Raw genomic sequence first — 21,892 nt, 5'->3', positions numbered from 1 at the left:
ATGAGCGGCAAGCGCATTCTGATGATCGTCGGCGACTTCGGCGAGGACTACGAGATCATGGTGCCGTTCCAGGCCCTGCTCGCAGTCGGCCACAAGGTCGATGCGGTCTGTCCCGACAAGACGAAGGGCGAGAGCGTCGCGACCTCGATCCATGACTTCGAGGGCCAGCAGACCTATTCGGAAAAGCGCGGCCACAATTTCGCGCTCAACGCCAGCTTCGCCGATGTCGACGCGGCGGCCTATGACGCGCTGGTGCTGCCGGGTGGACGGGCGCCGGAATACCTGCGCTTGAACAAGCAGGTGATTGCGATCGTTCGTCACTTCTTCGAGGCCAACAAGCCGGTCGCCGCGATCTGCCATGGCGCGCAAATCCTCGCCGCTGCCGATGTCCTGAAGGGCCGCAGCTGCTCGGCCTATCCGGCCTGCAGCCCCGAGGTCGAGTTGGCCGGCGGCCGCTATGCCGATATCGCCATCGATGCCGCGACGACCGACCGCAATCTGGTGACCGCACCTGCCTGGCCGGCGCATCCGGCCTGGCTCGCCCAGTTCCTGGCGGTGCTCGGCACCACCATCAGCCATGGCGAGCTGCGCCGGGCCGCCTGAGGCGATGCGGGATTGCAAGTCGCTTTGGCCCACCGTCGCGCTATGATGCGCGACGGTTGCGCGCGGGGAGGGCGCCATGTGCAGGCTCTTCATCAATGCCGATGCCGATCTCTGGCGGACACGCCTGAAATCGGTGCGGCTCAACGGCTTCTCGACCAGCGTCCGGCTCGAGAACCTGTACTGGCGCGTGCTCGAGGAGATCGCGGCGCGCGACGGGATGAGTTCCGGCCAGCTTCTCGCCAAGCTTCATGGCGAGCTGATCGAGACCCATGGCGACGGCGAGAACTTCGCCTCGTTCCTGCGCGTCTGCTGCGGGCGCTATCTGATGCTGCAGCTCGCCGGCGATGTGCCGCGCGAGCTCGATCGGCCGATCCGGGATCTCGATGCGGATGGCATCCTGGCACGCGAGGCGCAGCGTCTTGCGCCTGCGACACGCCATCCGCAGCTTGTGGGCTCGCCCGGGGCTTCCCTTTCAGGCCAGCCTGTGCCATAGGGCGCCCCTCACATGCGTGGGAGGCGTGCCGGTCAGCCAGCCGGAAGTACTCGCCGCACCACGCCCTGCAACACCCCGATCCGGAGCGATAGCAGCTCGCGGACGGGGCGTCGTCGTTCCGGTCGGCACCGGGGCAGGCGACAGGAGCAGCCATCATGGCAAAGAAGATCACGGGTTACGTGAAGCTTCAGGTTCCGGCGGGCGCCGCCAATCCGTCGCCGCCGATCGGTCCCGCGCTCGGTCAGCGCGGCCTCAACATTATGGAATTCTGCAAGGCCTTCAATGCGAAGACCGCGCAGATGGAAAAGGGCATGCCGATCCCGGTGATCATCACCGCGTATCAGGATCGCTCCTTCACCTTCGAGATGAAGCAGCCGCCGGTCTCGTACTGGCTGAAGAAGGCTGCTGGCCTGACCTCGGGTTCGAAGACCCCGGGCAAGGGCGGCAATGTCGGCAAGGTCACGTCGGCTCAGCTCAAGGAGATCGCCGAGAAGAAGATGGCCGATCTCAACTGCGACAACGTCGATTCGGCGGTGGCGATGATCCGTGGCTCGGCCCGTTCCATGGGCCTGGAAGTCGTGGGCTGAGGGGGAACTGACAATGGCACATGTCGGAAAACGCGTCGTCAAGGGCCGTGAAGGCGTCGACCGTATCAAGCTCTACCCGCTCGCCGAGGCCGTCGCGATGGTCAAGGCCCGCGCCAACGCCAAGTTCGACGAGACCGTCGAGATCGCGATGAATCTCGGTGTCGATCCGCGTCACGCCGACCAGATGGTCCGCGGCGTCTGCAACCTGCCTAACGGCTCGGGCCGCACGCTGCGCGTCGCCGTCTTCGCCCGCGGCGCCAAGGCCGAAGAGGCCAAGAAGGCCGGGGCCGACATCGTCGGCGCCGAGGATCTGGTCGAGACCGTGCAGAAGGGCGAAATCAACTTCGACCGCTGCATCGCGACCCCGGACATGATGGGCCTGGTCGGCCGCCTCGGTAAGGTGCTGGGCCCGCGCGGCCTGATGCCGAACCCGCGCGTCGGCACGGTCACCATGGACCTGACCGCCGCCGTCGCCGCCTCGAAGGGCGGCTCGGTCGAGTTCCGCGTCGAGAAGGCGGGCATCGTCCACGCGGCCGTCGGCAAGGCCTCGTTCGATGCCGACAAGCTCGGCGAGAACATCAAGGCCTTCGTCGATTCGGTTTCGAAGGCGAAGCCGGCCGGCGCCAAGGGCACCTATATCCAGCGCGTCGCGATCTCCTCGACCATGGGTCCGGGCGTCAAGATCGAGCCGAACACGGTCCTTGGCGGCTGATAGCGCTTTGCGGCCGCCTTCCCGGCGGCCGCAGCCCCGCCTTGCGCTTTGCCGCAGGGATTACCACTTGGCAGAAGCCGGGGGAGGGTCTATAGCCTCCTCCGTGTTTCCATAAGTGACGGGGCTTCCGCGTGCTTGGCACGAGGGGGTCCATTTCGCGTTTTTTGGTGCTCGCCACCAAAGAAATGGGTGTTTCGGTTCGAGGGGAGCGATCTCCGAAGGCCGTGCATCCAGTCCTGTCTGAGACTGCAGGTGCGCCTTTGGCTCCGGCCCGAGGGCATAATTTCGCCAAGAGGCCTGCATAGACGGTGCAAGAACTCTTCCGGTGCCGAAGGGCGCCGATGAGAGGTTCGAACCATCTCGCCCGATCACGGCTTCGGCCATGGCTGGGGACAGGGCACTGAGCGTCGCTCCGGCGAGGGGTCGGTGTCAACCGGTCACTTCCAGAGCGGCACGTGCAACTGGCGACGGGCCTTAAAACCTGTCGCCTACCGGAGAGAGCCCAGTGGATAGAACGGCAAAATCTGATGCCGTCGCGACGCTGAACGATGTCTTCTCGAAGACGTCGGTCGTTGTCGTGGCCCACTATGCGGGTTTGACGGTGGCCCAGTTCCAGAAGCTTCGTCGCGAGATGAAGGCCAATGGCGCCACCGTGAAGGTCGCAAAGAACCGGCTGGCCAAGATCGCTCTTGAAGGCACCGACGTCGCGTCCATCAGCCCCCTGCTGACGGGTCCCACCCTGATCGCTTATTCCAGCGATCCGGTCGCGGCGCCGAAGGTCGCCGTCGCTTTCGCCAAGGACAATGACAAGCTCGTCATCCTCGGCGGCGCGATGGGCACGACCGCCCTGAACCCCGACGGCGTCAAGGCTTTGGCCACGATGCCCTCGCTCGACGAACTGCGCGCCAAGTTGCTCGGCCTCCTGCTGGCCCCTGCAACCAAGATCGCCCAGCTCTCGACCGCGCCTGCCGCCAAGCTCGCGCGCGTGTTCCAGGCATATGCCGACAAGGACGCTGCCTGAGCAGCCGACAACCCTTTATCGTTCGAACCTCTTACATCAGGAACTTAAACCATGGCCGATCTCGCCAAGCTCGTCGACGATCTCTCGTCGCTCACCGTTCTCGAGGCTGCTGACCTCGCCAAGATGCTCGAAGAGAAGTGGGGCGTCTCGGCTGCCGCCGCCGTCGCCGTCGCCGCTGGCCCGGCTGCTGGTGGTGGCGCTGCCGCCGCCGTCGAAGAGCAGACCGAGTTCACCGTCGTTCTTGCCGCCGTTGGCGACAAGAAGATCGAGGTGATCAAGGAAGTCCGCGCCATCACCGGCCTCGGCCTCAAGGAGGCCAAGGACCTGGTCGAGGCCGCTCCGAAGCCGGTCAAGGAAGCCGTTGGCAAGGACGAGGCCGAGAAGCTCAAGAAGCAGCTCGAGGCCGTCGGCGCCAAGGTCGAGCTCAAGTGAGTCCGGGCCGGCTGATGCCGGTCCGTATCTAGTCGACAAGCACAGTCCCGGGGCGGTTCGCCGCCTCCGGGGCTGTTGCGTCGTTTCCGGAAGGGACGGCGCGTACTCAAAGACCTCCCGCACATGCGGTGCAGGTCGATCCAGTTTGAATGTCGGCGCGACATGATGCGCCGAGCGGCTCACCCGGCGGCCCGACCGCCCATACCCCGGACCACCGGGTGAGCCGTCCGAGATTGCGAGGAACATGATGGTAACTTCCCTCCAGGGTCGCAGGCGCGTCCGCAAGTTCTTCGGCAAGCTCAAGGAAGTGGCGGAGATGCCGAACCTCATCGAGGTTCAGAAGGCGTCCTACGACCAGTTCCTGATGGTCGAGGAACCCAAGGGCGGCCGTGGCGACGAGGGCCTGCAGTCGGTCTTCAAGTCGGTGTTCCCGATCGGCGACTTCTCGGGCGCGTCGCTGCTGGAGTTCGTCAAGTACACCTTCGAGCCGCCGAAATACGACGTCGACGAGTGCCGCCAGCGCGGCATGACCTTCTCGGCGCCGCTCAAGGTGACGCTGCGCCTGATCGTGTTCGATATCGACCCGGACACCCAGGCCAAGTCCGTCAAGGACATCAAGGAGCAGGACGTCTACATGGGCGAGATGCCGCTCATGACGGACAACGGCACCTTCATCGTCAACGGCACCGAGCGCGTCATCGTCTCGCAGATGCACCGCTCGCCGGGCGTGTTCTTCGACCATGACAAGGGCAAGACCCACTCCTCGGGCAAGCTGCTCTTTGCCGCCCGCATCATCCCCTATCGCGGCTCCTGGCTCGACATCGAGTTCGACGCCAAGGACATCGTCTACGCGCGTATCGACCGCAAGCGTAAGATCCCGGCCACCTCGCTGCTGTTCGCCCTCGGCATGGACGGCGAGGAGATCCTGTCGCGCTTCTACAACCGCGTCGAATACGTTCGCGACGACAAGGGCTGGCGCGTTCCCTACGACGCCGAGCGCATGAAGGGCTTCAAGGCGAGCGTCGACATGATCGACGCCGACACCGGCGAAGTCGTGATCGAGGCCGGCAAGAAGCTGGTCGCGCGCACCGCCCGCCAGCTTGCCGACAAGGGCCTGAAGTTCCTGCGCGCCACGGACGAAGATCTCGTCGGCCAGTACATTGCCGAGGATCTCGTCGACCCGAGCACCGGCGAAGTTCACGCCGAGGCCGGCGAAGAGCTGAATATGGCTGCGGACCCGAAGACCGGTGAGGTCAAGGGCAACCTGGTCGACCTGATCAACAAGGGCTACACCGAGATTCCGGTGCTGGACATCGACCACATCACGGTCGGTCCCTATATCCGCAACACGCTCCAGGTCGACAAGAACTCGCGCCGCGAAGAGGCGCTCTTCGACATCTACCGCGTGATGCGCCCGGGCGAGCCGCCGACGCTCGAAACCGCCGAGAACATGTTCCAGTCGCTGTTCTTCGACTCGGAGCGCTACGACCTCTCGGCCGTCGGCCGCGTCAAGATGAACATGCGTCTCGACCTCGACGCCGAGGACACCGTGCGCATCCTGCGCAAGGAAGACATCTTCGCGGTCGTCAAGGCGCTGGTCGACCTGCGCGACGGCAAGGGCGAGATCGACGACATCGACCATCTCGGCAACCGGCGCGTGCGCTCGGTCGGCGAGCTGATGGAGAACCAGTATCGTCTGGGCCTCCTGCGCATGGAGCGCGCCATCAAGGAGCGCATGTCCTCGGTCGACATCGACACGGTGATGCCGCAGGACCTGATCAACGCGAAGCCCGCGGCCGCCGCGGTGCGCGAGTTCTTCGGCTCGTCGCAGCTCTCGCAGTTCATGGACCAGACCAACCCGCTTTCGGAAGTCACCCACAAGCGTCGTCTCTCGGCGCTTGGCCCGGGCGGCCTGACCCGTGAGCGCGCCGGCTTCGAGGTGCGCGACGTCCACACCACGCATTACGGCCGCATCTGCCCGATCGAGACGCCGGAAGGCCCGAACATCGGCCTGATCAACTCGCTCGCCACCTTCGCGCGCGTCAACAAGTACGGCTTCATCGAGAGCCCGTACCGGCGCATCCGCGACGGCAAGCAGACCGACGAGATCATCTATCTCTCGGCGATGGAGGAGGCGAAGTACAACGTCGCCCAGGCGAACGCGGCCGTCGACAACGAAGGCCGTCTGACCGACGACCTGATCGTCTGCCGCCGCGCCGGCGAGGTCATCGTCGTGCCGGTCGACAAGGTCGACTTCATGGACGTCTCGCCCAAGCAGGTCGTCTCGGTCGCCGCGGCGCTGATCCCGTTCCTCGAGAACGACGACGCCAACCGCGCGCTGATGGGCTCGAACATGCAGCGCCAGGCGGTGCCGCTGGTTCGCGCCGACGCGCCGTTCGTCGGCACCGGCATGGAGGCCGCGGTCGCCCGTGACTCCGGCGCTGCCATCGCGGCCCGCCGCGCCGGCATCGTCGACCAGGTCGACGCGACCCGTATCGTCATCCGCGCCTCGGACGAGATGGACCCGACCAAGCCGGGCGTCGACATCTACCGTCTGCAGAAGTTCCAGCGCTCCAACCAGTCGACCTGCATCACGCAGCGTCCGCTGGTGCGCGTCGGCGACGTCATCAAGAAGGGTGACATCGTCGCCGACGGCCCGTCGACCGAGTTCGGCGAGCTCGCGCTCGGCCGCAACGTGCTCGTCGCGTTCATGCCGTGGAACGGCTACAACTTCGAAGACTCGATCCTGCTCTCGGAGAAGATCGTCTCGGACGACATCTTCACCTCGATCCATATCGAGGAGTTCGAGGTCATGGCCCGCGACACCAAGCTGGGCCCTGAGGAAATCACGCGCGACATTCCGAACGTTTCGGAAGAGGCGCTGAAGAACCTCGACGAAGCCGGCATCGTCTACATCGGCGCTGAAGTGGCGGCGGGCGACATCCTCGTCGGCAAGATCACGCCGAAGGGCGAAAGCCCGATGACGCCGGAAGAGAAGCTGCTGCGCGCCATCTTCGGCGAGAAGGCCTCGGACGTGCGCGACACCTCGCTGCGCGTGCCTCCGGGCGTCCAGGGCACGATCGTCGAGGTCCGGGTGTTCAACCGCCACGGCGTCGACAAGGACGAGCGCGCCCAGGCGATCGAGCGCGAGGAGATCGAGCGTCTCGCCAAGGACCGCGACGACGAGCAGGCGATCCTCGACCGCAACACCTTCGCGCGTCTGGCCGAGATCCTGACCGGCAAGACCGGCCTCGCCGGTCCGAAGGGCTTCAAGAAGGACACGGTCATCACTCGCGAAGTGATGAGCGAGTTCCCGCGCTCGCAGTGGTGGCTGTTCGCCACGGCGGACGACGCCCTGATGACCGAAATCGAGGCGATGCGGAAGCAGTACGACGAGTCGAAGAAGCGCCTCGAGCAGCGCTTCCTCGACAAGGTCGAGAAGCTGCAGCGCGGCGACGAGCTGCCGCCCGGCGTGATGAAGATGGTCAAGGTCTTCGTCGCGGTGAAGCGCAAGATCCAGCCCGGCGACAAGATGGCCGGCCGTCACGGCAACAAGGGCGTGGTTTCGCGCATCGTTGCGGCGGAGGACATGCCTTTCCTCGAGGACGGCACCCATGCCGACATCGTGCTGAACCCGCTGGGCGTGCCCTCGCGCATGAACGTCGGGCAGATCCTGGAGACCCATCTGGGCTGGGCTGCCGCCGGTCTCGGCAAGCAGATCGGCGCGGCGCTCGACGCCTATCGCAAGGCGCATGATTCCAAGGCGCTGCGCGCGTCCTTCGACGCCGTCTACGAGGATAACGAGATCATCGCCTCGATGGACGACGCCGAGCTGGTCGAGATGGGCCAGAACCTGCGCCGCGGCGTTCCGATCGCGACGCCGGTCTTCAACGGCGCCAAGGAGGCCGACATCGAGCGGCTGCTGGAGCAGGCGGGACTTCACTCGTCGGGCCAGTCGACCCTCTATGACGGCCGCACCGGCGAGCCCTTCGACCGCAAGGTCACGATGGGCTACATCTACATGCTGAAGCTGCACCACCTGGTGGACGACAAGATCCACGCCCGCTCGATCGGCCCGTACTCGCTGGTCACCCAGCAGCCGCTCGGCGGCAAGGCCCAGTTCGGCGGTCAGCGCTTCGGCGAGATGGAGGTCTGGGCGCTCGAAGCCTACGGCGCCGCCTACACGCTGCAGGAGATGCTGACAGTGAAGTCGGACGACGTCGCAGGCCGCACCAAGGTCTACGAGTCGATCGTGCGCGGCGAGGACAACTTCGAAGCGGGCATCCCCGAGAGCTTCAACGTGCTCGTCAAGGAGATGCGCTCGCTCGGCCTCAACGTCGAGCTGATCAACAACAAGCCGAAGCAGGGCGACGTGCCGGCCGAGGCAGCCGAGTAAGGCGCGACGCCCGCAGGGGCGGAACGTCGTTCGTTACTCATGCCGGCGGCATTGTCGCCGCCGGCCGATGGATCAAAGACCGGGCAGGGCGGTTTTCCCTAGAACCCCACCGGTCAGAGGAGACAGGCTATGAAGCAAGAGGTCATGAACCTTTTCGGCCAGCAGCCGGTGCAGCAGGCGTTCGACGCGATCAAGATCTCGATCGCGAGCCCTGAGAAAATCGCATCCTGGTCGTTCGGCGAGATCAAGAAGCCCGAGACGATCAACTACCGTACGTTCAAGCCCGAGCGCGACGGCCTGTTCTGCGCCCGCATCTTCGGGCCGATCAAGGACTACGAGTGCCTGTGCGGCAAGTACAAGCGCATGAAGTTCAAGGGCGTGATCTGCGAGAAGTGCGGCGTCGAAGTGACGCTCGCCCGCGTCCGGCGCGAGCGCATGGGCCATATCGAGCTCGCCGCCCCGGTCGCGCATATCTGGTTCCTGAAGTCGCTGCCCTCGCGCATCGGCCTCCTGATGGACATGCCGCTCAAGGACCTCGAGCGCATCCTCTATTTCGAGTCGTATGTCGTGCTGGAGCCGGGCCTGACCCCGCTCAAGGATCGGCAGCTGCTGACCGAGGAGGAGTACGTCCGCGCCCAGGAAGAGTACGGCGCCGACACCTTCACCGCCCAGATCGGCGCGGAAGCGATCCGCGAGATGCTGCGCGCGCTCGACCTCGCCCAGATCAACGCCGATCTGAAGCATGAGATCGCGACGACGACGTCGGAGCTCAAGCCGAAGAAGCTGATGAAGCGCCTCAAGATCATCGAGGCCTTCCAGGAGTCGGGCAACAAGCCGGAATGGATGGTGATGACCATGATTCCGGTCATCCCGCCCGACTTGCGTCCGCTCGTGCCGCTCGACGGCGGCCGCTTCGCGACCTCGGATCTGAACGACCTTTATCGCCGCGTCATCAACCGCAACAACCGCCTGAAGCGGCTGATCGAGCTGCGCGCGCCTGACATCATCATCCGCAACGAGAAGCGGATGCTGCAGGAATCGGTCGATGCGCTGTTCGACAACGGCCGTCGCGGCCGCGTCATCACCGGCGCCAACAAGCGCCCGCTGAAGTCGCTCGCCGACATGCTGAAGGGTAAGCAGGGCCGCTTCCGGCAGAACCTGCTCGGCAAGCGCGTCGACTATTCGGGCCGCTCGGTCATCGTGGTCGGCCCGGAGATGAAGCTGCACCAGTGCGGGCTGCCGAAGAAGATGGCGCTCGAGCTGTTCAAGCCGTTCATCTACGCCCGCCTCGACGCCAAGGGCTACTCGACCACGGTCAAGCAGGCCAAGAAGCTGGTCGAGAAGGAGAAGCCCGAGGTCTGGGACATCCTGGACGAGGTCATCCGCGAGCATCCGGTGCTATTGAACCGCGCGCCGACGCTGCACCGCCTCGGCATCCAGGCCTTCGAGCCGGTGTTGATCGAGGGCAAGGCGATCCAGCTGCACCCGCTGGTCTGCGCCGCGTTCAACGCCGACTTCGACGGCGACCAGATGGCCGTGCACGTCCCGCTGTCGCTCGAGGCGCAGCTGGAAGCACGGGTGCTGATGATGTCGACCAACAACATCCTGCACCCGGCGAACGGCATGCCGATCATCGTGCCGTCGCAGGACATCGTGCTCGGCCTCTACTACCTCTCGATCGTCTCCGATGGCGAGCCGGGCCAGGGCAAGATCTTCGGTGACTTCGGCGAGCTAGAATACGCGCTGCACGAAAAGGTCGTGACGCTGCATTCGAAGATCAAATACCGCTGGACCGGTGTCGGCGCCGACGGCAAGCCCTACACCAAGATCTACGACACCACGCCTGGCCGCGTCATTCTCTCGACTGCGCTGCCCGAGCATCCGGCCATGACCTTCGACGTCAGCAACCGCCTGATGACCAAGAAGGAAATCTCCGGGATGATCGACGCCGTCTATCGCGGCTGCGGTCAGAAGGAGTCGGTGATCTTCTGCGACCGCGTCATGGGTCTCGGCTTCAAGCATGCCTTCAAGGCCGGCATTTCGTTCGGCAAGGACGACATGGTGATCCCCGAGAACAAGTGGGAGATCGTCGATGCGACCCGCGTGCTCGCCAAGGATTACGAGCAGCAGTACCAGGACGGCCTGATCACCCAGGGCGAGAAGTACAACAAGGTCGTCGACGCCTGGGCGAAGTGCTCCGACAAGCTCGCCCAGGAGATGATGGCCCGCATCTCGACCGTGAAGAAGGACGAGAACGGCCGCGACAAGCCGATCAACTCGATCTACATGATGAGCCATTCGGGCGCCCGCGGTTCGCCGGCCCAGATGAAGCAGCTCGCCGCCATGCGTGGCCTGATGGCCAAGCCGTCGGGCGAGATCATCGAGTCGCCGATCATCTCGAACTTCAAGGAAGGCCTCGACGTTCTCGAGTACTTCAACTCGACGCACGGCGCCCGCAAGGGTCTTGCCGACACGGCGCTCAAGACGGCGAACTCGGGTTACCTGACCCGCCGCCTCGTCGACGTGGCGCAGGACGCGATCATCTCCGAGGTCGATTGCGGCTCGGAGAACGGCATCAAGATGCGCGCCATCATCGATGCCGGCCAGGTCGTGGCTTCGCTCGGCATGCGTATCCTCGGCCGTTCGGCGGCCGTGGAAGTGGTTGACCTCGACGGCAACGTCCTGGTCGCCAAGGGCGCGGTGATCGAGGAAAGCCACATCGCCAAGATCAACGCCGCCGGCGTCCAGGAGGTGAAGATCCGCTCGGTCTTGACCTGCGAGACCAAGAACGGCGTCTGCGCGACCTGCTATGGGCGCGATCTTGCCCGCGGCACGCCCGTCAACATGGGCGAGGCCGTCGGCGTCATCGCGGCGCAGTCGATCGGCGAGCCGGGCACGCAGCTCACCATGCGTACCTTCCACATCGGTGGCGCGGCGACGATCGCCGACCAGTCCTTCGTCGAGTCGAACTTCGAAGGCACGGTCAAGATCCGCAACCGCAACGCGTCGCGCAACTCGGACGGTGACCTGATCGCGATGGCGCGCAACCTCGCCATCGTCATCACCGGTCCGGACGGCGCCGAGCGCGCGGTCCACCGCGTCCAGTTCGGCTCGAAGCTGCGCGTCGACGACGGCGACAAGGTCAAGCGCGGCCAGCGCCTGATCGAGTGGGACCCCTATTCCCGCCCGATCCTGGCGGAGGTCGACGGCAAGGTCGGCTACGAGGACCTGGTCGACGGCATGTCGATGACGGAGACGACCGACGAGGCGACCGGCATCAACAAGCGTCTCGTGATCGACTGGCGCGGTTCGGCCCGCACATCGGACCTGCGTCCGGCGATGACCCTGCACGGCTCGGACGGCAAGGTCGCCAAGCTCGCCCGCGGCGGCGAGGCGCGCTACATCCTGCCGGTCGAAGGCATCATCTCGGTGGAGCCGGGTGCGTCGGTGAAGGCCGGCGACGTGCTGGCGCGTGTCTCGACCGACTCGGCCAAGACCCGCGACATCACCGGTGGTTTGCCGCGCGTCGCCGAGCTCTTCGAGGCGCGTCGTCCGAAGGATGCCGCGATCATCGCCGAGAAGTCTGGCGTCATCGGCTTCGGCAAGGACTACAAGAACAAGCGCCGCGTCACGCTGACACCGCATGACGGCACGGACGGCGTCGAGTACCTGATCCCGAAGGGCAAGCACATCCATCTGCAGGATGGCGACGTCGTCGAGATCGGGGACTACATCCTCGACGGCAACCCGGCACCGCACGACATCCTGGCGATCAAGGGCGTCGAGGAGCTTGCCGCTTATCTGGTCAACGAGATCCAGGAGGTCTACCGCCTCCAGGGCGTGACCATCAACGACAAGCACATCGAGGTCATCGTCCGGCAGATGCTGCAGAAGGTCGAGATCACCGAATCCGGCGATAGCGACATTCTCACCGGCGATCAGATCGACCGGATCGAGCTCGAGGAGGTCAACACCAAGTTGCGCGAGGAGGGCAAGAAGCCGGCTTCCGGCGTTCCGGTCCTGCTCGGCATCACCAAGGCCTCGCTGCAGACCCGCTCGTTCATCTCGGCCGCCTCCTTCCAGGAGACGACCCGCGTCCTCACCGAGGCGGCGGTCAACGGCAAGATGGACATGCTGGAAGGCCTCAAGGAGAACGTCATCGTCGGCTCGCTGATCCCGGCCGGCACCGGCGCGCAGGTTGCCCGCATCAAGCAGGTGGCGACGCGCCGCGACGACCTCATCGTTGGCCAGAAGGCAGATGCGGCCGCCAAGGCAGCGGCTGCGGCGAGTGCCGCAGCGGCAAAGGCCGCGGCTGCGCTGCCGGCCGCCGAATAACATCGGCGAAATCTACTTGTCCTTTGTGGAACGGCCGCCTTCGGGCGGCCGTTCTCGTTTCAACTCTCTTGACGTTTTCTAATATAAACGGCCTAAGCTTACCTTGCGTGACCTGTCGGGGGGCAGCGATGCGCCAGCAGGCTTTTCTGTGTGCGGTCGGAAGCGACGGAACAACGAAAGGCATGCTGCACACCATGCGGAGGCGTGGTCGGTGGAGGGGTTGCCCATTCTGCGGACCGGGCCTGGGTGCGACCGGGGCCATGGACGAAAGATTTCTCGACAGTCTCTATGAAGCGGCGGTGGTGCCGGAACTGTGGCCGCAGGTGCTGCGGCGTTTCCAGGAGATCGCCCGCGCCGCCGGTGCCGTGCTGGTCGCGGTGACGCCGAGCTCCAGTCGCTGGATCTCGTCCTCGTCCGAATTCGACCAGATCGTTTCGGCGCACTTCAACCGCTTTCCGGGGAATGAGCGCACGCGCCGCCTGCTCGAGCGGCGCCATGCGGGCTTTTTGCGCGACATCGACATTCTCTCCGATGCGGAGATGGCGAGCGAGCCGGTCTATCGCGATTTCCTGCTGCCGCAGGGCCTGGGGATCGGGGTCGCGACCTCGATCGTTTCGCCGACCGGCGAGGCCTTCATCCTGCACGCCGAACGCGAACGGGGGGAGGGCGATGTCGAGAATGGGCTGATCGCGCGCTTCGACCGGATGCGCCCGCATCTGGCGCGGGCGATGCTGCTGTCGGCGCGGCTCGAATTCGAGCGGGCGCAGGGCGCCACCCGGGCTCTGGAGGCGATCGGCCTGCCGGCCGCCATCCTCGACCGCGAGGGGCGGGCGCTCGCGCTCAATCCCCGCTTCGAGGCGATGATCCCCTCCGTCGCGGTCGATCGCCCGTCGCGCCTGGGGCTCGTCGATGCCGCTGCCGACGGACTGCTTGCGGCCGCCCTGCAGGCGAGGGGGCAGATCACCGGCGGGACGGTGCGGTCGATTCCGGTGGCGCGACGCGAGAACCAGCCGCCCCTGATCCTGCACCTGACGCCGATCCGCGGCGCCGCCCACGACATCTTCTCGCGGGCCGCGAGCATCCTGGTGGTGACGCCGGTGGTGGTGAAGGACGTGCCGACCGCCGATGTCGTGCAGGGGCTGTTCGACCTGACGCCGGCCGAGGCCAGGCTCGCGGCGCTGATCGCCGCCGGGCACCGCCCGCGCGAGGCGGCGGCGGCGCTCGGCGTGATGGAGGAGACCGCGCGCTCGACGTTGAAGCGCGTCATGGCCAAGACCGGCCTGCACCGCCAGGCCGATCTGATCGGCCTGCTGCGCGGCGCCGGCGTGACCGGTGGCGCCTCAGGGCGGGATTAGGCCAAGGAAATAGGCCGCGTAGACGCGCGCCCCGAAGCGATTATCGCACTGGCGCCAGCAAGGCTCTGCCGGGTGATTCCGGACTTGACCATGTCAACTTCAAGCCTGTTTCGAAGCGAGACCGCTCCTGCCGCGCGAGGGTGTGTGGCCGAGGGCGCGGTCCTTGCTTTCGGAAAGATGTGGCGAGACGGGTCACAGCGAAACAGAGGCATGGTCGCGGCAGTAAAATTATGGCAACTCCGTGGCACTATAAGTCCCATAACAGGGCGTGAAGCGCGGTACGTTGGGGCAGGGCGGGTAGAATGTTGGAAGTTGCGATCGTCGGCGGCGGCCCCGGCGGGCTGATGACGGCCTGGCAAGTCCGTAAGAAGATGCAGGGCCTGTGCCGGGTGACGCTGTTCGAGGCGTCCGAGCGGCTCGGCGGCAAGATCGTGTCGCGTCGCTTCGACAGCGCGCCGGCACTTTACGAAGCGGGTGTCGCCGAGATCTACGGCTATTCCCAGCTCGGCCACGATCCGCTGCGCGAGATGATCGAGGGCTTCGGTTTCCAGACCATCCCGATGGATGCGCTGGCGCTGGTCCTCGACGGCAAGCTCGTCGATGGCGTCGAAGGCATGCGCCGACGCTATGGCGATGCGACCGCCGACGCCATCCTGGCGTTCCGGACGCGCTGCGCCGAATTGATGTCGCAGCAGGCCTATTACGAGGGCGCCGGCAAGCACGACAACAGCCATCCCTGGATGTTCATGACCGCCGACCAGGTGCTCGAGCAGGAGGTCGCCGATCCGGTGGCGCGGCGCTTCTTCCGGGCGATGGCGCGCTCCGACATCGCTTCCGAAGGGCATCTCAGCAACGGCCTCAACGCGCTGAAGAACTATCTGATGGATGTCGACGGCTATATCGACGTCTATTCCATCCAGAACGGCAACGAGCAGCTGGTCGAGGGCCTGAGCGCCAATCTCGACGCCGAGGTCTTCCTGAACCACCGCGTCCTCAGCGTCGGCAAGGCGAAGGGCGGCCGCTACCGACTCGACATGATGAACGGCAAGGGCCCGGAGACGCGCGAATTCGACTTCGTGCTGATGTGCCTGCCGCACAACTGGCTCGGCACCATCGACTTCGGCGAGGGCAGGCTGCGCCAGGGCATGAGCCGCCATCTCGCCCATTTCGACCGGCCGGCGCATTATCTGCGCGTCGCGGCGCTGTTCGAGAAACCGTTCTGGGAAGGCCAGATCGAAGGCGCCTGGTTCATGTCGGAGAGCTTCGGCGGCTGCTGCGTCTATATCGAGGGCGCCCGGCACGATGTCGGGCGCCATGGCGTGCTCAACTGGCTGATCGCCGGCATCGACGCGCTGTCCTATGCCAATCTCGACGACGAGGCGCTGGTCAAGGCCGCGTTGAAGTCGCTGCCGGCCTCGCTGGGCGATCCCTTCCCCTCTCTGATCGAGGCCAAGGTGCATCGCTGGATGGCCTCGGTGAACGCGGTTCCGGGTGGTGTCCCGGTGCGTGACGTGGTGACGAACCATCTGCCGGAGCCGAAGGAGCATGACGGGCTGATCGTCGTCGGCGACTACCTGTTCGACTCGACTTTGAACGGCGTGCTCGATTCCGCCGACATCGCCAGCGACCTGATGCTGAGCAAGGTGATGCGCCAGCGCTATGCCACCGGGCTCGCCAGGAGCGCCGGGGAAATGGGCGGCATCGTCGTGGCCGAGCCGTCGCTACGCATCGACCGCGGCTATTTCGATGTTTATCGGGGCGCGGGCCCCTATGGCGAGGTCTGGCGCCGCTTCAGCGATCCCACCTATATCCGCGACCTGATCGACATGGTCTGGCAGCCGCAGTCCGGTTTCAGGCTGCTGGTCGCGGGGTCCGCCTCGGGCGAGCTCGTCGGGGCGCTGCGCGAGCTTGGTGTCGATGCCTGGGGCATCGAGAACAACCGCTACATCCACAGCCGGACGCCGGTACATCTTTCGCAGTACAACCTGTTCGGCACCGTCACGGACCTGCCCTTCGAGGATGGCTCCTTCGACATTATCTATGAGAGCTGCCTTGCCCATCTCGGCAAGCGCGGTGTCTGCGATGCCCTCGGCGAGCTGCACCGGGTGGCGAAGCGCGGCGTCTATTTCGGCTCGGTGACGGCCGACCTCACCTCCGAGGTCTGCGACATGTACGACCTGCTGCGCGGGGTGAAGAAGCTCGCGACCTGGTGGGAGTGGTCGGAGCTGTTCTTCGACGAGGATTTCGACATGGCGATCCAGAGCCAGGAGATGCTCGACGCGCTCTGGGAGCGCACGCTCGCCGCCGACAAGGGGCCGGGCCGCTGGTACGAGGATGCGGAAAGCCTGCGCTACTGCTTCTTCAACCGCATCGCGCCCGAGGGTGCCTGAACATATCGAGCCGAGGGCCGGTCCGGCTCTCGACCGGCAATTCGATCCGACAGGGAGCGGCAGAGCTCGTCGAGCTCGGCCGGTGATCAGTGAGCGACGACGAGGTCAAGCCGGGCACGGGCGAGAACGGTGCCGCGCCCGATCCGGCAATGAAAGCCGCAGCCACCACCAGCGCGGCGAAGCGGCCGGCATCCCGTCCTGCGGAGGAGCCGAAGCGGCGCGCCTTGCAGTCCGGCCCGGCCGAGGCGGATGACGACGAGGACGAAGACGACGAGGACGAGGAGGAGGACGACGACGAGGACGATGACGGTCCTGTCGTCTACACCGCCGGCGAAGCCGCAGGGGCACTGAAGGGCGTTCTCTCCTTCAGCTGGCCGCATCTCGGCCCGCATCGGCTTGGCATCGCCCTGGTCGGGCTTGGCCTGCTGGTCGAGATGGCTTTCAACGTGCTGATGCCGCTCTCGCTCAAATACCTCCTCGACGAGGTGTTCGAGGACAAGGACCACAGCGAGCTCGTCTTCATCCTCAGCGTGCTCGGCATCGCCGGCATCGTCACCTCGGTCGTGGCGATCTGGTACGAGTGGATCGACGCCAAGGTCACGGCGGCGATCACCACCGATGTGCGCCGCTCGCTGTTCCAGCACATCCAGAAGCTGCCGCTGAGCTTCTACGAGCGCCATCGCCGCGGCGAGATCCTGTCGCGCTTCTCGAACGACATGACCACCTATGAAGAGTCGGTCATCCATTTCGCCAATTGGGGCGCGCTGCCGCTGCTGGAGCTGCTGGCGGGCATCGCCCTGCTGATCTTCCTCAACACGGAACTGGGCCTGCTGGCGCTGCTGATCATCCCGATCGCGCTGATCGGGCCGCGGCTGCTCACGCCGAAGGCGGTCGCCGCCAGCTACGAGGTCAAACGGGCACAGGCCGGCGAACTCGGCGTCGTCCAGGAGAATATCGGCGCTCAGCCGGTGGTGAAGGCCTTCGGCCTCGTCGGCATCTCGCAACGCTGGTTCGGCCAGCGCAACCGCGTGCTGCGGGCGGCGCAGGCACGCTCGACCTTCCTCAACACCATGGTCGAACGCTCGATCACCATCGTGGTGCTCTGGCTGCACCTGATCGTGCTGGCGATCGGCGCCTACCTCACCTTCAACGACGTGATCACGGTGGGCACCTTCGTCGCCTTCGAGGCGGTGTTCTGGGAGATCACCTACAATCTCAATCACCTGACGCAGTACATCCCGGTGGTGATCGACGCCTCGGGCGCCGTCCGGCACATGCGTGACATCCTCGACGAGCCGATCCGGGTCTCCGACCGGACGGACGCGGTCGAGTGCCCCCGAATCGCGCGCGAGATCGGCTTTCAGGGCGTGCGCTTCTCCTATGGCGGGGAGGGCGCCCAGATCGACGGGCTCGACCTCGCGATTCCCGCCGGCACGCGCGTCGCCATCGTCGGGCCGAGCGGGGCGGGCAAGAGCACGCTGCTCAGCCTGCTGCTGCGCTTCCACGATCCGCAGCAGGGACGGGTGACGATCGACGGCGTCGACATCGCCAGCGTCACCCGCGATTCGCTGCGTGCCCAGATGGCGGTGGTGTTCCAGGACAATGTCCTGTTCCACACCTCGCTGCGCGAGAACATCCGGCTCGGCTCACTGCAGGCGTCGGATGCCGAGGTCGAGGCTGCCGCGAAGAAGGCCGAGATCCATAAGTTCATCACCAGCCTGCCCGAAGGCTACGATACCGTCGTCGGCGAGCGCGGCGAGACCCTGTCGGGCGGGCAGCGCCAGCGCATCGCGATCGCCCGCGCCTTGCTGCGCGACCCGGCGATCCTCCTGCTCGACGAGGCGACCTCGGCGCTCGACCAGACGACCGAGGCCGCGATCAACCGCACCCTCAAGAAGATCGGCCGTGGCCGCAGCCTGCTGTTCGTGACGCACCGGCTGACCTCGGTCGCCGAGATGGACGAGATCATCGTCATGGACGCCGGCAAAGTCGTGCAGCGCGGCGACCACGCGACCCTGATGCGCAAGCGCTCCGGCCTCTACCGCAAGCTCTGGAACGACCAGATGCGGGCGAGCGTGGAGGATGAGGACGATTGAACCTGGTTCCGCCGGCCCGAACCATGAAATCCGGGGTTGACGCGAATCTATAGCTGAGTCATAAGCGCGCCACTATCGACGGCTGTCGGACACGTTTGTCGCTTGCCTTTGTTGCGAGCGAGGTTCGCGACCGAAACTCCGTCGGAATTCCAGCGTCTAACGACGACATGGCAGGACGCATGAACGCGGGTTCCGTGTTCCTCTGCATCGCGAACGCGCCTGAGGCCCCGGAAATGGGCGCCGATGGCGCGGCTTCGTTTGGCCATGGCCTCGCAAGGCGCCGGAGTGAACATCGAATTCATCTAGCGCTCAAGGGAGCGAGAGGCCTTAAATGCCGACAATCAGCCAGCTGATCCGCAAGCCCCGTTCGCCGGTCAAGGCGCGTAACACCGCTCCGGCGCTCGAGAATTGCCCGCAGAAGCGCGGCGTCTGCACGCGTGTCTACACGACGACCCCGAAGAAGCCGAACTCGGCGCTCCGCAAGGTCGCCAAGGTGCGCCTGACCAACGGCTTCGAAGTGATCGGCTACATCCCGGGTGAAGGCCACAACCTTCAGGAGCACTCGGTCGTCATGATCCGCGGCGGTCGCGTCAAGGACCTTCCCGGCGTGCGCTATCACATCCTGCGCGGCGTGCTCGACACGCAGGGCGTGAAGAACCGCAAGCAGCGCCGTTCGAAGTACGGCGCCAAGCGTCCGAAGTAATTTTCCTGCCCGATTGGCGGGGCAGGATGCCCCAGCCAGTTCGCAGCTTTTGAGATTTGACCGGAGACTAGACGATGTCCCGCCGCCACAGTGCCGAAAAGCGCGAGATCATCCCGGACGCCAAGTTCGGCGACGTGATCGTGACCAAGTTCATGAACTCGGTCATGTACGAGGGCAAGAAGTCGACTGCCGAAGGCATCGTCTACGGCGCCTTCGACATCATCGAGGGTAAGCTGAAGAGCGATCCCCTCGCCATCTTCAAGACCGCGCTCGAGAACGTCGCCCCGGCGATCGAGGTCCGCTCCCGCCGCGTCGGCGGCGCGACCTACCAGGTCCCGGTCGAGGTTCGTACCGAGCGCCGTCAGGCTCTCGCGATCCGTTGGCTGATCGCCGCTGCCCGTGGCCGCAACGATCGCACCATGGTCGAGCGTCTCTCGTCCGAGCTGATGGACGCCGCCAACAACCGTGGCAACGCCGTCAAGAAGCGCGAAGATACGCACCGGATGGCGGAAGCCAACCGCGCCTTCTCGCACTACCGCTGGTAATTCGTCCGTTCGGACCCGGAAAGACAGAGCATCTTCATGCCCCGTTCTCATCCCATCGATCGCTATCGTAACTTCGGCATCATGGCCCACATTGATGCCGGCAAGACGACGACGACCGAGCGTATCCTGTTCTACACCGGCAAGAGCCATAAGATCGGCGAAGTCCATGACGGCGCCGCCACCATGGACTGGATGACGCAGGAGCAGGAGCGTGGCATCACGATCACCTCCGCCGCGACGACCTGCCTGTGGCAGGACCATCGCCTGAACATCATCGACACCCCCGGCCACGTCGACTTCACCATCGAGGTCGAGCGTTCGCTGCGCGTGCTCGACGGCGCCGTCTGCGTGCTCGACGGCAACCAGGGCGTCGAGCCCCAGACCGAGACCGTCTGGCGCCAGGCCGACAAGTACGACGTTCCGCGCGTCGTCTTCGTCAACAAGATGGACAAGATCGGCGCCGATTTCTATCGCTGCGTCCAGGACATCATCGACCGCGTCGCCGGCAAGCCGGTCTGCCTGCAGATCCCGATCGGTTCGGAGTCGAACTTCGCCGGCGTCATCGACCTCATCAAGATGAAGGCGATCGTCTGGAACGGCGAGGCGCTCGGCGCGTCCTTCGAGGAGAAGGAAATCCCGGCCGATCTCGTCGACAAGGCTGTCGAGTACCGTCACAAGCTGCTCGAAGCCGCCGTCGAGATGGACGATGCGGCGATGGAAGCCTATCTCGACGGTACCGAGCCGGATGCCGAGACCCTGCGCCGCCTGGTGCGCACTGCCGTGCAGCGCCGCGCCTTCCACCCGGTGCTCTGCGGCTCGGCCTTCAAGAACAAGGGCGTGCAGCCCCTGCTCGACGCGGTCGTCGACTTCCTGCCGTCGCCGGTCGATCGTGGCGACATCAAGGGCATCGACTTCAAGACCGAGGAAGAGACCGTTCGTCACCCGACGGACGAGGATCCCTTCTCGATGCTCGCCTTCAAGATCATGGACGACCCCTTCGTCGGCACCATCACCTTCTGCCGCGTCTATTCGGGCAAGGTCGAGACCGGCCAGGGCGTCATCAACTCGACGCGCGACAAGAAAGAGCGCGTCGGCCGCATGCTGCTGATGCACGCTAACAACCGTGAAGACATCAAGGAGGCTTTCGCCGGCGACATCGTCGCCCTGGCCGGCCTCAAGGACGTCCGCACCGGCGACACGCTGTGCGATCCGGCCCAGGCCGTGATCCTCGAGCGCATGGAGTTCCCCGAGCCGGTCATCACGATCGCGATCGAGCCGAAGTCCAAGGCCGACCAGGAGAAGCTGGGCCTGGCCCTGTCGAAGCTCGCGAACGAGGATCCGTCCTTCCGCGTCTCGACCGACCAGGAGAGCGGCCAGACCATTCTCAAGGGCATGGGCGAGCTGCACCTCGACATCAAGGTCGACATCCTGCGCCGGACCTACAAGGTCGACGCCAATATCGGCGCGCCGCAGGTTGCCTATCGCGAGACGCTGACCAAGAAGGCCGAGATCGACTACACCCACAAGAAGCAGACCGGCGGTACGGGCCAGTTCGCCCGCGTCAAGCTCATCATCGAGCCGAACGAGACCGGCAAGGGCTTCGAGTTCGAGTCGAAGGTCGTCGGCGGCTCGGTGCCGAAGGAGTATATCCCCGGCGTCGAGAAGGGCCTCAACTCGGTCATCGGTTCCGGCGTGCTCGCCGGCTTCCCGGTCGTCGACGTCAAGGTCACGCTGATCGACGGCGCCTTCCACGAAGTCGACTCGTCGGCTCTGGCCTTCGAGATCGCCTCTCGCGCCGCTCTGCGTGAAGGTCTGCAGAAGGGCGGCTCGGTGCTGCTCGAGCCGATCATGAAGGTCGAAGTCGTGACCCCGGAAGACTATACCGGCTCGGTCATCGGCGACCTGAATTCCCGGCGCGGCCAGATCCAGGGCCAGGACATGCGTGGCAACGCCGTCGTGGTCAACGCGATGGTGCCGCTGGCGAACATGTTCGGCTACGTGAACCAGCTGCGCTCGTTCAGCCAGGGTCGCGCCAACTACACGATGCAGTTCGACCACTACGAGCAGGTGCCGTCCGCGGTCGCTGCCGAGGTCCAGGCCAAATACGCCTGATCGAACAACGCATTAGACGGAACACTTGAAGAATTCTGACGGAGGCTGACATGGCCAAAGAGAAGTTTGCTCGGACGAAGCCGCACTGCAACATTGGTACGATTGGTCACGT

The 21,892-nt window shown here is 65.3% G+C and carries 14 protein-coding genes; all 14 read left to right on the top strand.

Features of this window, described 5'->3' with window-relative positions:
- The gene (locus ASE66_RS12555) at window positions 1–603 is read left to right on the top strand and encodes a DJ-1/PfpI family protein (RefSeq protein WP_057189974.1); all 603 of its coding nucleotides are present in this window, start codon (window positions 1–3) and stop codon (window positions 601–603) included.
- A 76-nt stretch (window positions 604–679) separates the two neighbouring features.
- Entirely contained in the window at window positions 680–1,096 is a 417-nt protein-coding gene (locus ASE66_RS12550) for a ribbon-helix-helix domain-containing protein (protein WP_057189973.1), read from the top strand.
- A gap of 155 nt (window positions 1,097–1,251) precedes the next feature.
- Complete coding sequence (rplK, locus tag ASE66_RS12545; RefSeq protein WP_057189972.1) at window positions 1,252–1,683, top strand: 50S ribosomal protein L11; 432 nt, start codon at window positions 1,252–1,254, stop codon at window positions 1,681–1,683.
- Window positions 1,684–1,696: 13 nt separating this feature from the next.
- Window positions 1,697–2,395, top strand: a complete 699-nt coding sequence (gene rplA, locus ASE66_RS12540) for a 50S ribosomal protein L1 (protein ID WP_057189971.1) — start codon at window positions 1,697–1,699, stop codon at window positions 2,393–2,395.
- Window positions 2,396–2,900: 505 nt separating this feature from the next.
- Complete coding sequence (gene rplJ, locus ASE66_RS12535) at window positions 2,901–3,416, top strand: 50S ribosomal protein L10 (RefSeq protein WP_057189970.1); 516 nt, start codon at window positions 2,901–2,903, stop codon at window positions 3,414–3,416.
- A gap of 51 nt (window positions 3,417–3,467) precedes the next feature.
- Complete coding sequence (gene rplL / locus ASE66_RS12530) at window positions 3,468–3,848, top strand: 50S ribosomal protein L7/L12 (RefSeq protein WP_057189969.1); 381 nt, start codon at window positions 3,468–3,470, stop codon at window positions 3,846–3,848.
- Window positions 3,849–4,095: 247 nt separating this feature from the next.
- The gene (gene rpoB / locus ASE66_RS12525) at window positions 4,096–8,244 is read left to right on the top strand and encodes a DNA-directed RNA polymerase subunit beta (protein ID WP_057189968.1); all 4,149 of its coding nucleotides are present in this window, start codon (window positions 4,096–4,098) and stop codon (window positions 8,242–8,244) included.
- Window positions 8,245–8,373: 129 nt separating this feature from the next.
- The gene (gene rpoC / locus ASE66_RS12520) at window positions 8,374–12,579 is read left to right on the top strand and encodes a DNA-directed RNA polymerase subunit beta' (RefSeq protein WP_057189967.1); all 4,206 of its coding nucleotides are present in this window, start codon (window positions 8,374–8,376) and stop codon (window positions 12,577–12,579) included.
- 260 nt (window positions 12,580–12,839) lie between these two features.
- On the top strand, window positions 12,840–13,934 hold the full coding sequence (locus ASE66_RS12515; protein WP_057189966.1) for a helix-turn-helix transcriptional regulator: 1,095 nt from the start codon (window positions 12,840–12,842) through the stop codon (window positions 13,932–13,934).
- Window positions 13,935–14,236: 302 nt separating this feature from the next.
- Window positions 14,237–16,324, top strand: a complete 2,088-nt coding sequence (locus ASE66_RS12510) for an FAD-dependent oxidoreductase (RefSeq protein ID WP_057189965.1) — start codon at window positions 14,237–14,239, stop codon at window positions 16,322–16,324.
- Window positions 16,325–16,413: 89 nt separating this feature from the next.
- On the top strand, window positions 16,414–18,420 hold the full coding sequence (locus ASE66_RS12505) for an ABC transporter ATP-binding protein (RefSeq protein ID WP_244494892.1): 2,007 nt from the start codon (window positions 16,414–16,416) through the stop codon (window positions 18,418–18,420).
- Window positions 18,421–18,751: 331 nt separating this feature from the next.
- Window positions 18,752–19,123 (top strand): 30S ribosomal protein S12, encoded by a 372-nt coding sequence (rpsL, locus tag ASE66_RS12500; protein ID WP_057189964.1) that lies wholly within the window; start codon window positions 18,752–18,754, stop codon window positions 19,121–19,123.
- Between the two features lie 74 nt (window positions 19,124–19,197).
- Window positions 19,198–19,668 (top strand): 30S ribosomal protein S7, encoded by a 471-nt coding sequence (gene rpsG / locus ASE66_RS12495; protein ID WP_057189963.1) that lies wholly within the window; start codon window positions 19,198–19,200, stop codon window positions 19,666–19,668.
- Window positions 19,669–19,704: 36 nt separating this feature from the next.
- The gene (gene fusA, locus ASE66_RS12490; protein WP_057189962.1) at window positions 19,705–21,780 is read left to right on the top strand and encodes an elongation factor G; all 2,076 of its coding nucleotides are present in this window, start codon (window positions 19,705–19,707) and stop codon (window positions 21,778–21,780) included.
- Window positions 21,781–21,892 lie beyond the last annotated feature (112 nt).

Source organism: Allobosea sp. Root483D1 (assembly GCF_001429505.1).
GTDB lineage: Bacteria > Pseudomonadota > Alphaproteobacteria > Rhizobiales > Beijerinckiaceae > Allobosea.
The sequence above is the reverse complement of the archived record's forward strand: the minus strand, read 5'-3'. Positions and strand labels throughout refer to the sequence as shown.

Excerpts from the sequence above, each read along its gene's own strand:
- ASE66_RS12555 (WP_057189974.1), top strand. The coding sequence starts at position 1 with ATGAGCGGCAAGCGCATTCTGATGATCGTCGGCGACTTCGGCGAGGAC.
- ASE66_RS12550 (WP_057189973.1), top strand. The coding sequence starts at position 680 with ATGTGCAGGCTCTTCATCAATGCCGATGCCGATCTCTGGCGGACACGC.
- rplK (WP_057189972.1), top strand. The coding sequence starts at position 1,252 with ATGGCAAAGAAGATCACGGGTTACGTGAAGCTTCAGGTTCCGGCGGGC.
- rplA (WP_057189971.1), top strand. The coding sequence starts at position 1,697 with ATGGCACATGTCGGAAAACGCGTCGTCAAGGGCCGTGAAGGCGTCGAC.
- rplL (WP_057189969.1), top strand. The coding sequence starts at position 3,468 with ATGGCCGATCTCGCCAAGCTCGTCGACGATCTCTCGTCGCTCACCGTT.
- rpoB (WP_057189968.1), top strand. The coding sequence starts at position 4,096 with ATGGTAACTTCCCTCCAGGGTCGCAGGCGCGTCCGCAAGTTCTTCGGC.
- rpoC (WP_057189967.1), top strand. The coding sequence starts at position 8,374 with ATGAAGCAAGAGGTCATGAACCTTTTCGGCCAGCAGCCGGTGCAGCAG.
- ASE66_RS12515 (WP_057189966.1), top strand. The coding sequence starts at position 12,840 with ATGGACGAAAGATTTCTCGACAGTCTCTATGAAGCGGCGGTGGTGCCG.
- ASE66_RS12510 (WP_057189965.1), top strand. The coding sequence starts at position 14,237 with ATGTTGGAAGTTGCGATCGTCGGCGGCGGCCCCGGCGGGCTGATGACG.
- rpsL (WP_057189964.1), top strand. The coding sequence starts at position 18,752 with ATGCCGACAATCAGCCAGCTGATCCGCAAGCCCCGTTCGCCGGTCAAG.
- rpsG (WP_057189963.1), top strand. The coding sequence starts at position 19,198 with ATGTCCCGCCGCCACAGTGCCGAAAAGCGCGAGATCATCCCGGACGCC.
- fusA (WP_057189962.1), top strand. The coding sequence starts at position 19,705 with ATGCCCCGTTCTCATCCCATCGATCGCTATCGTAACTTCGGCATCATG.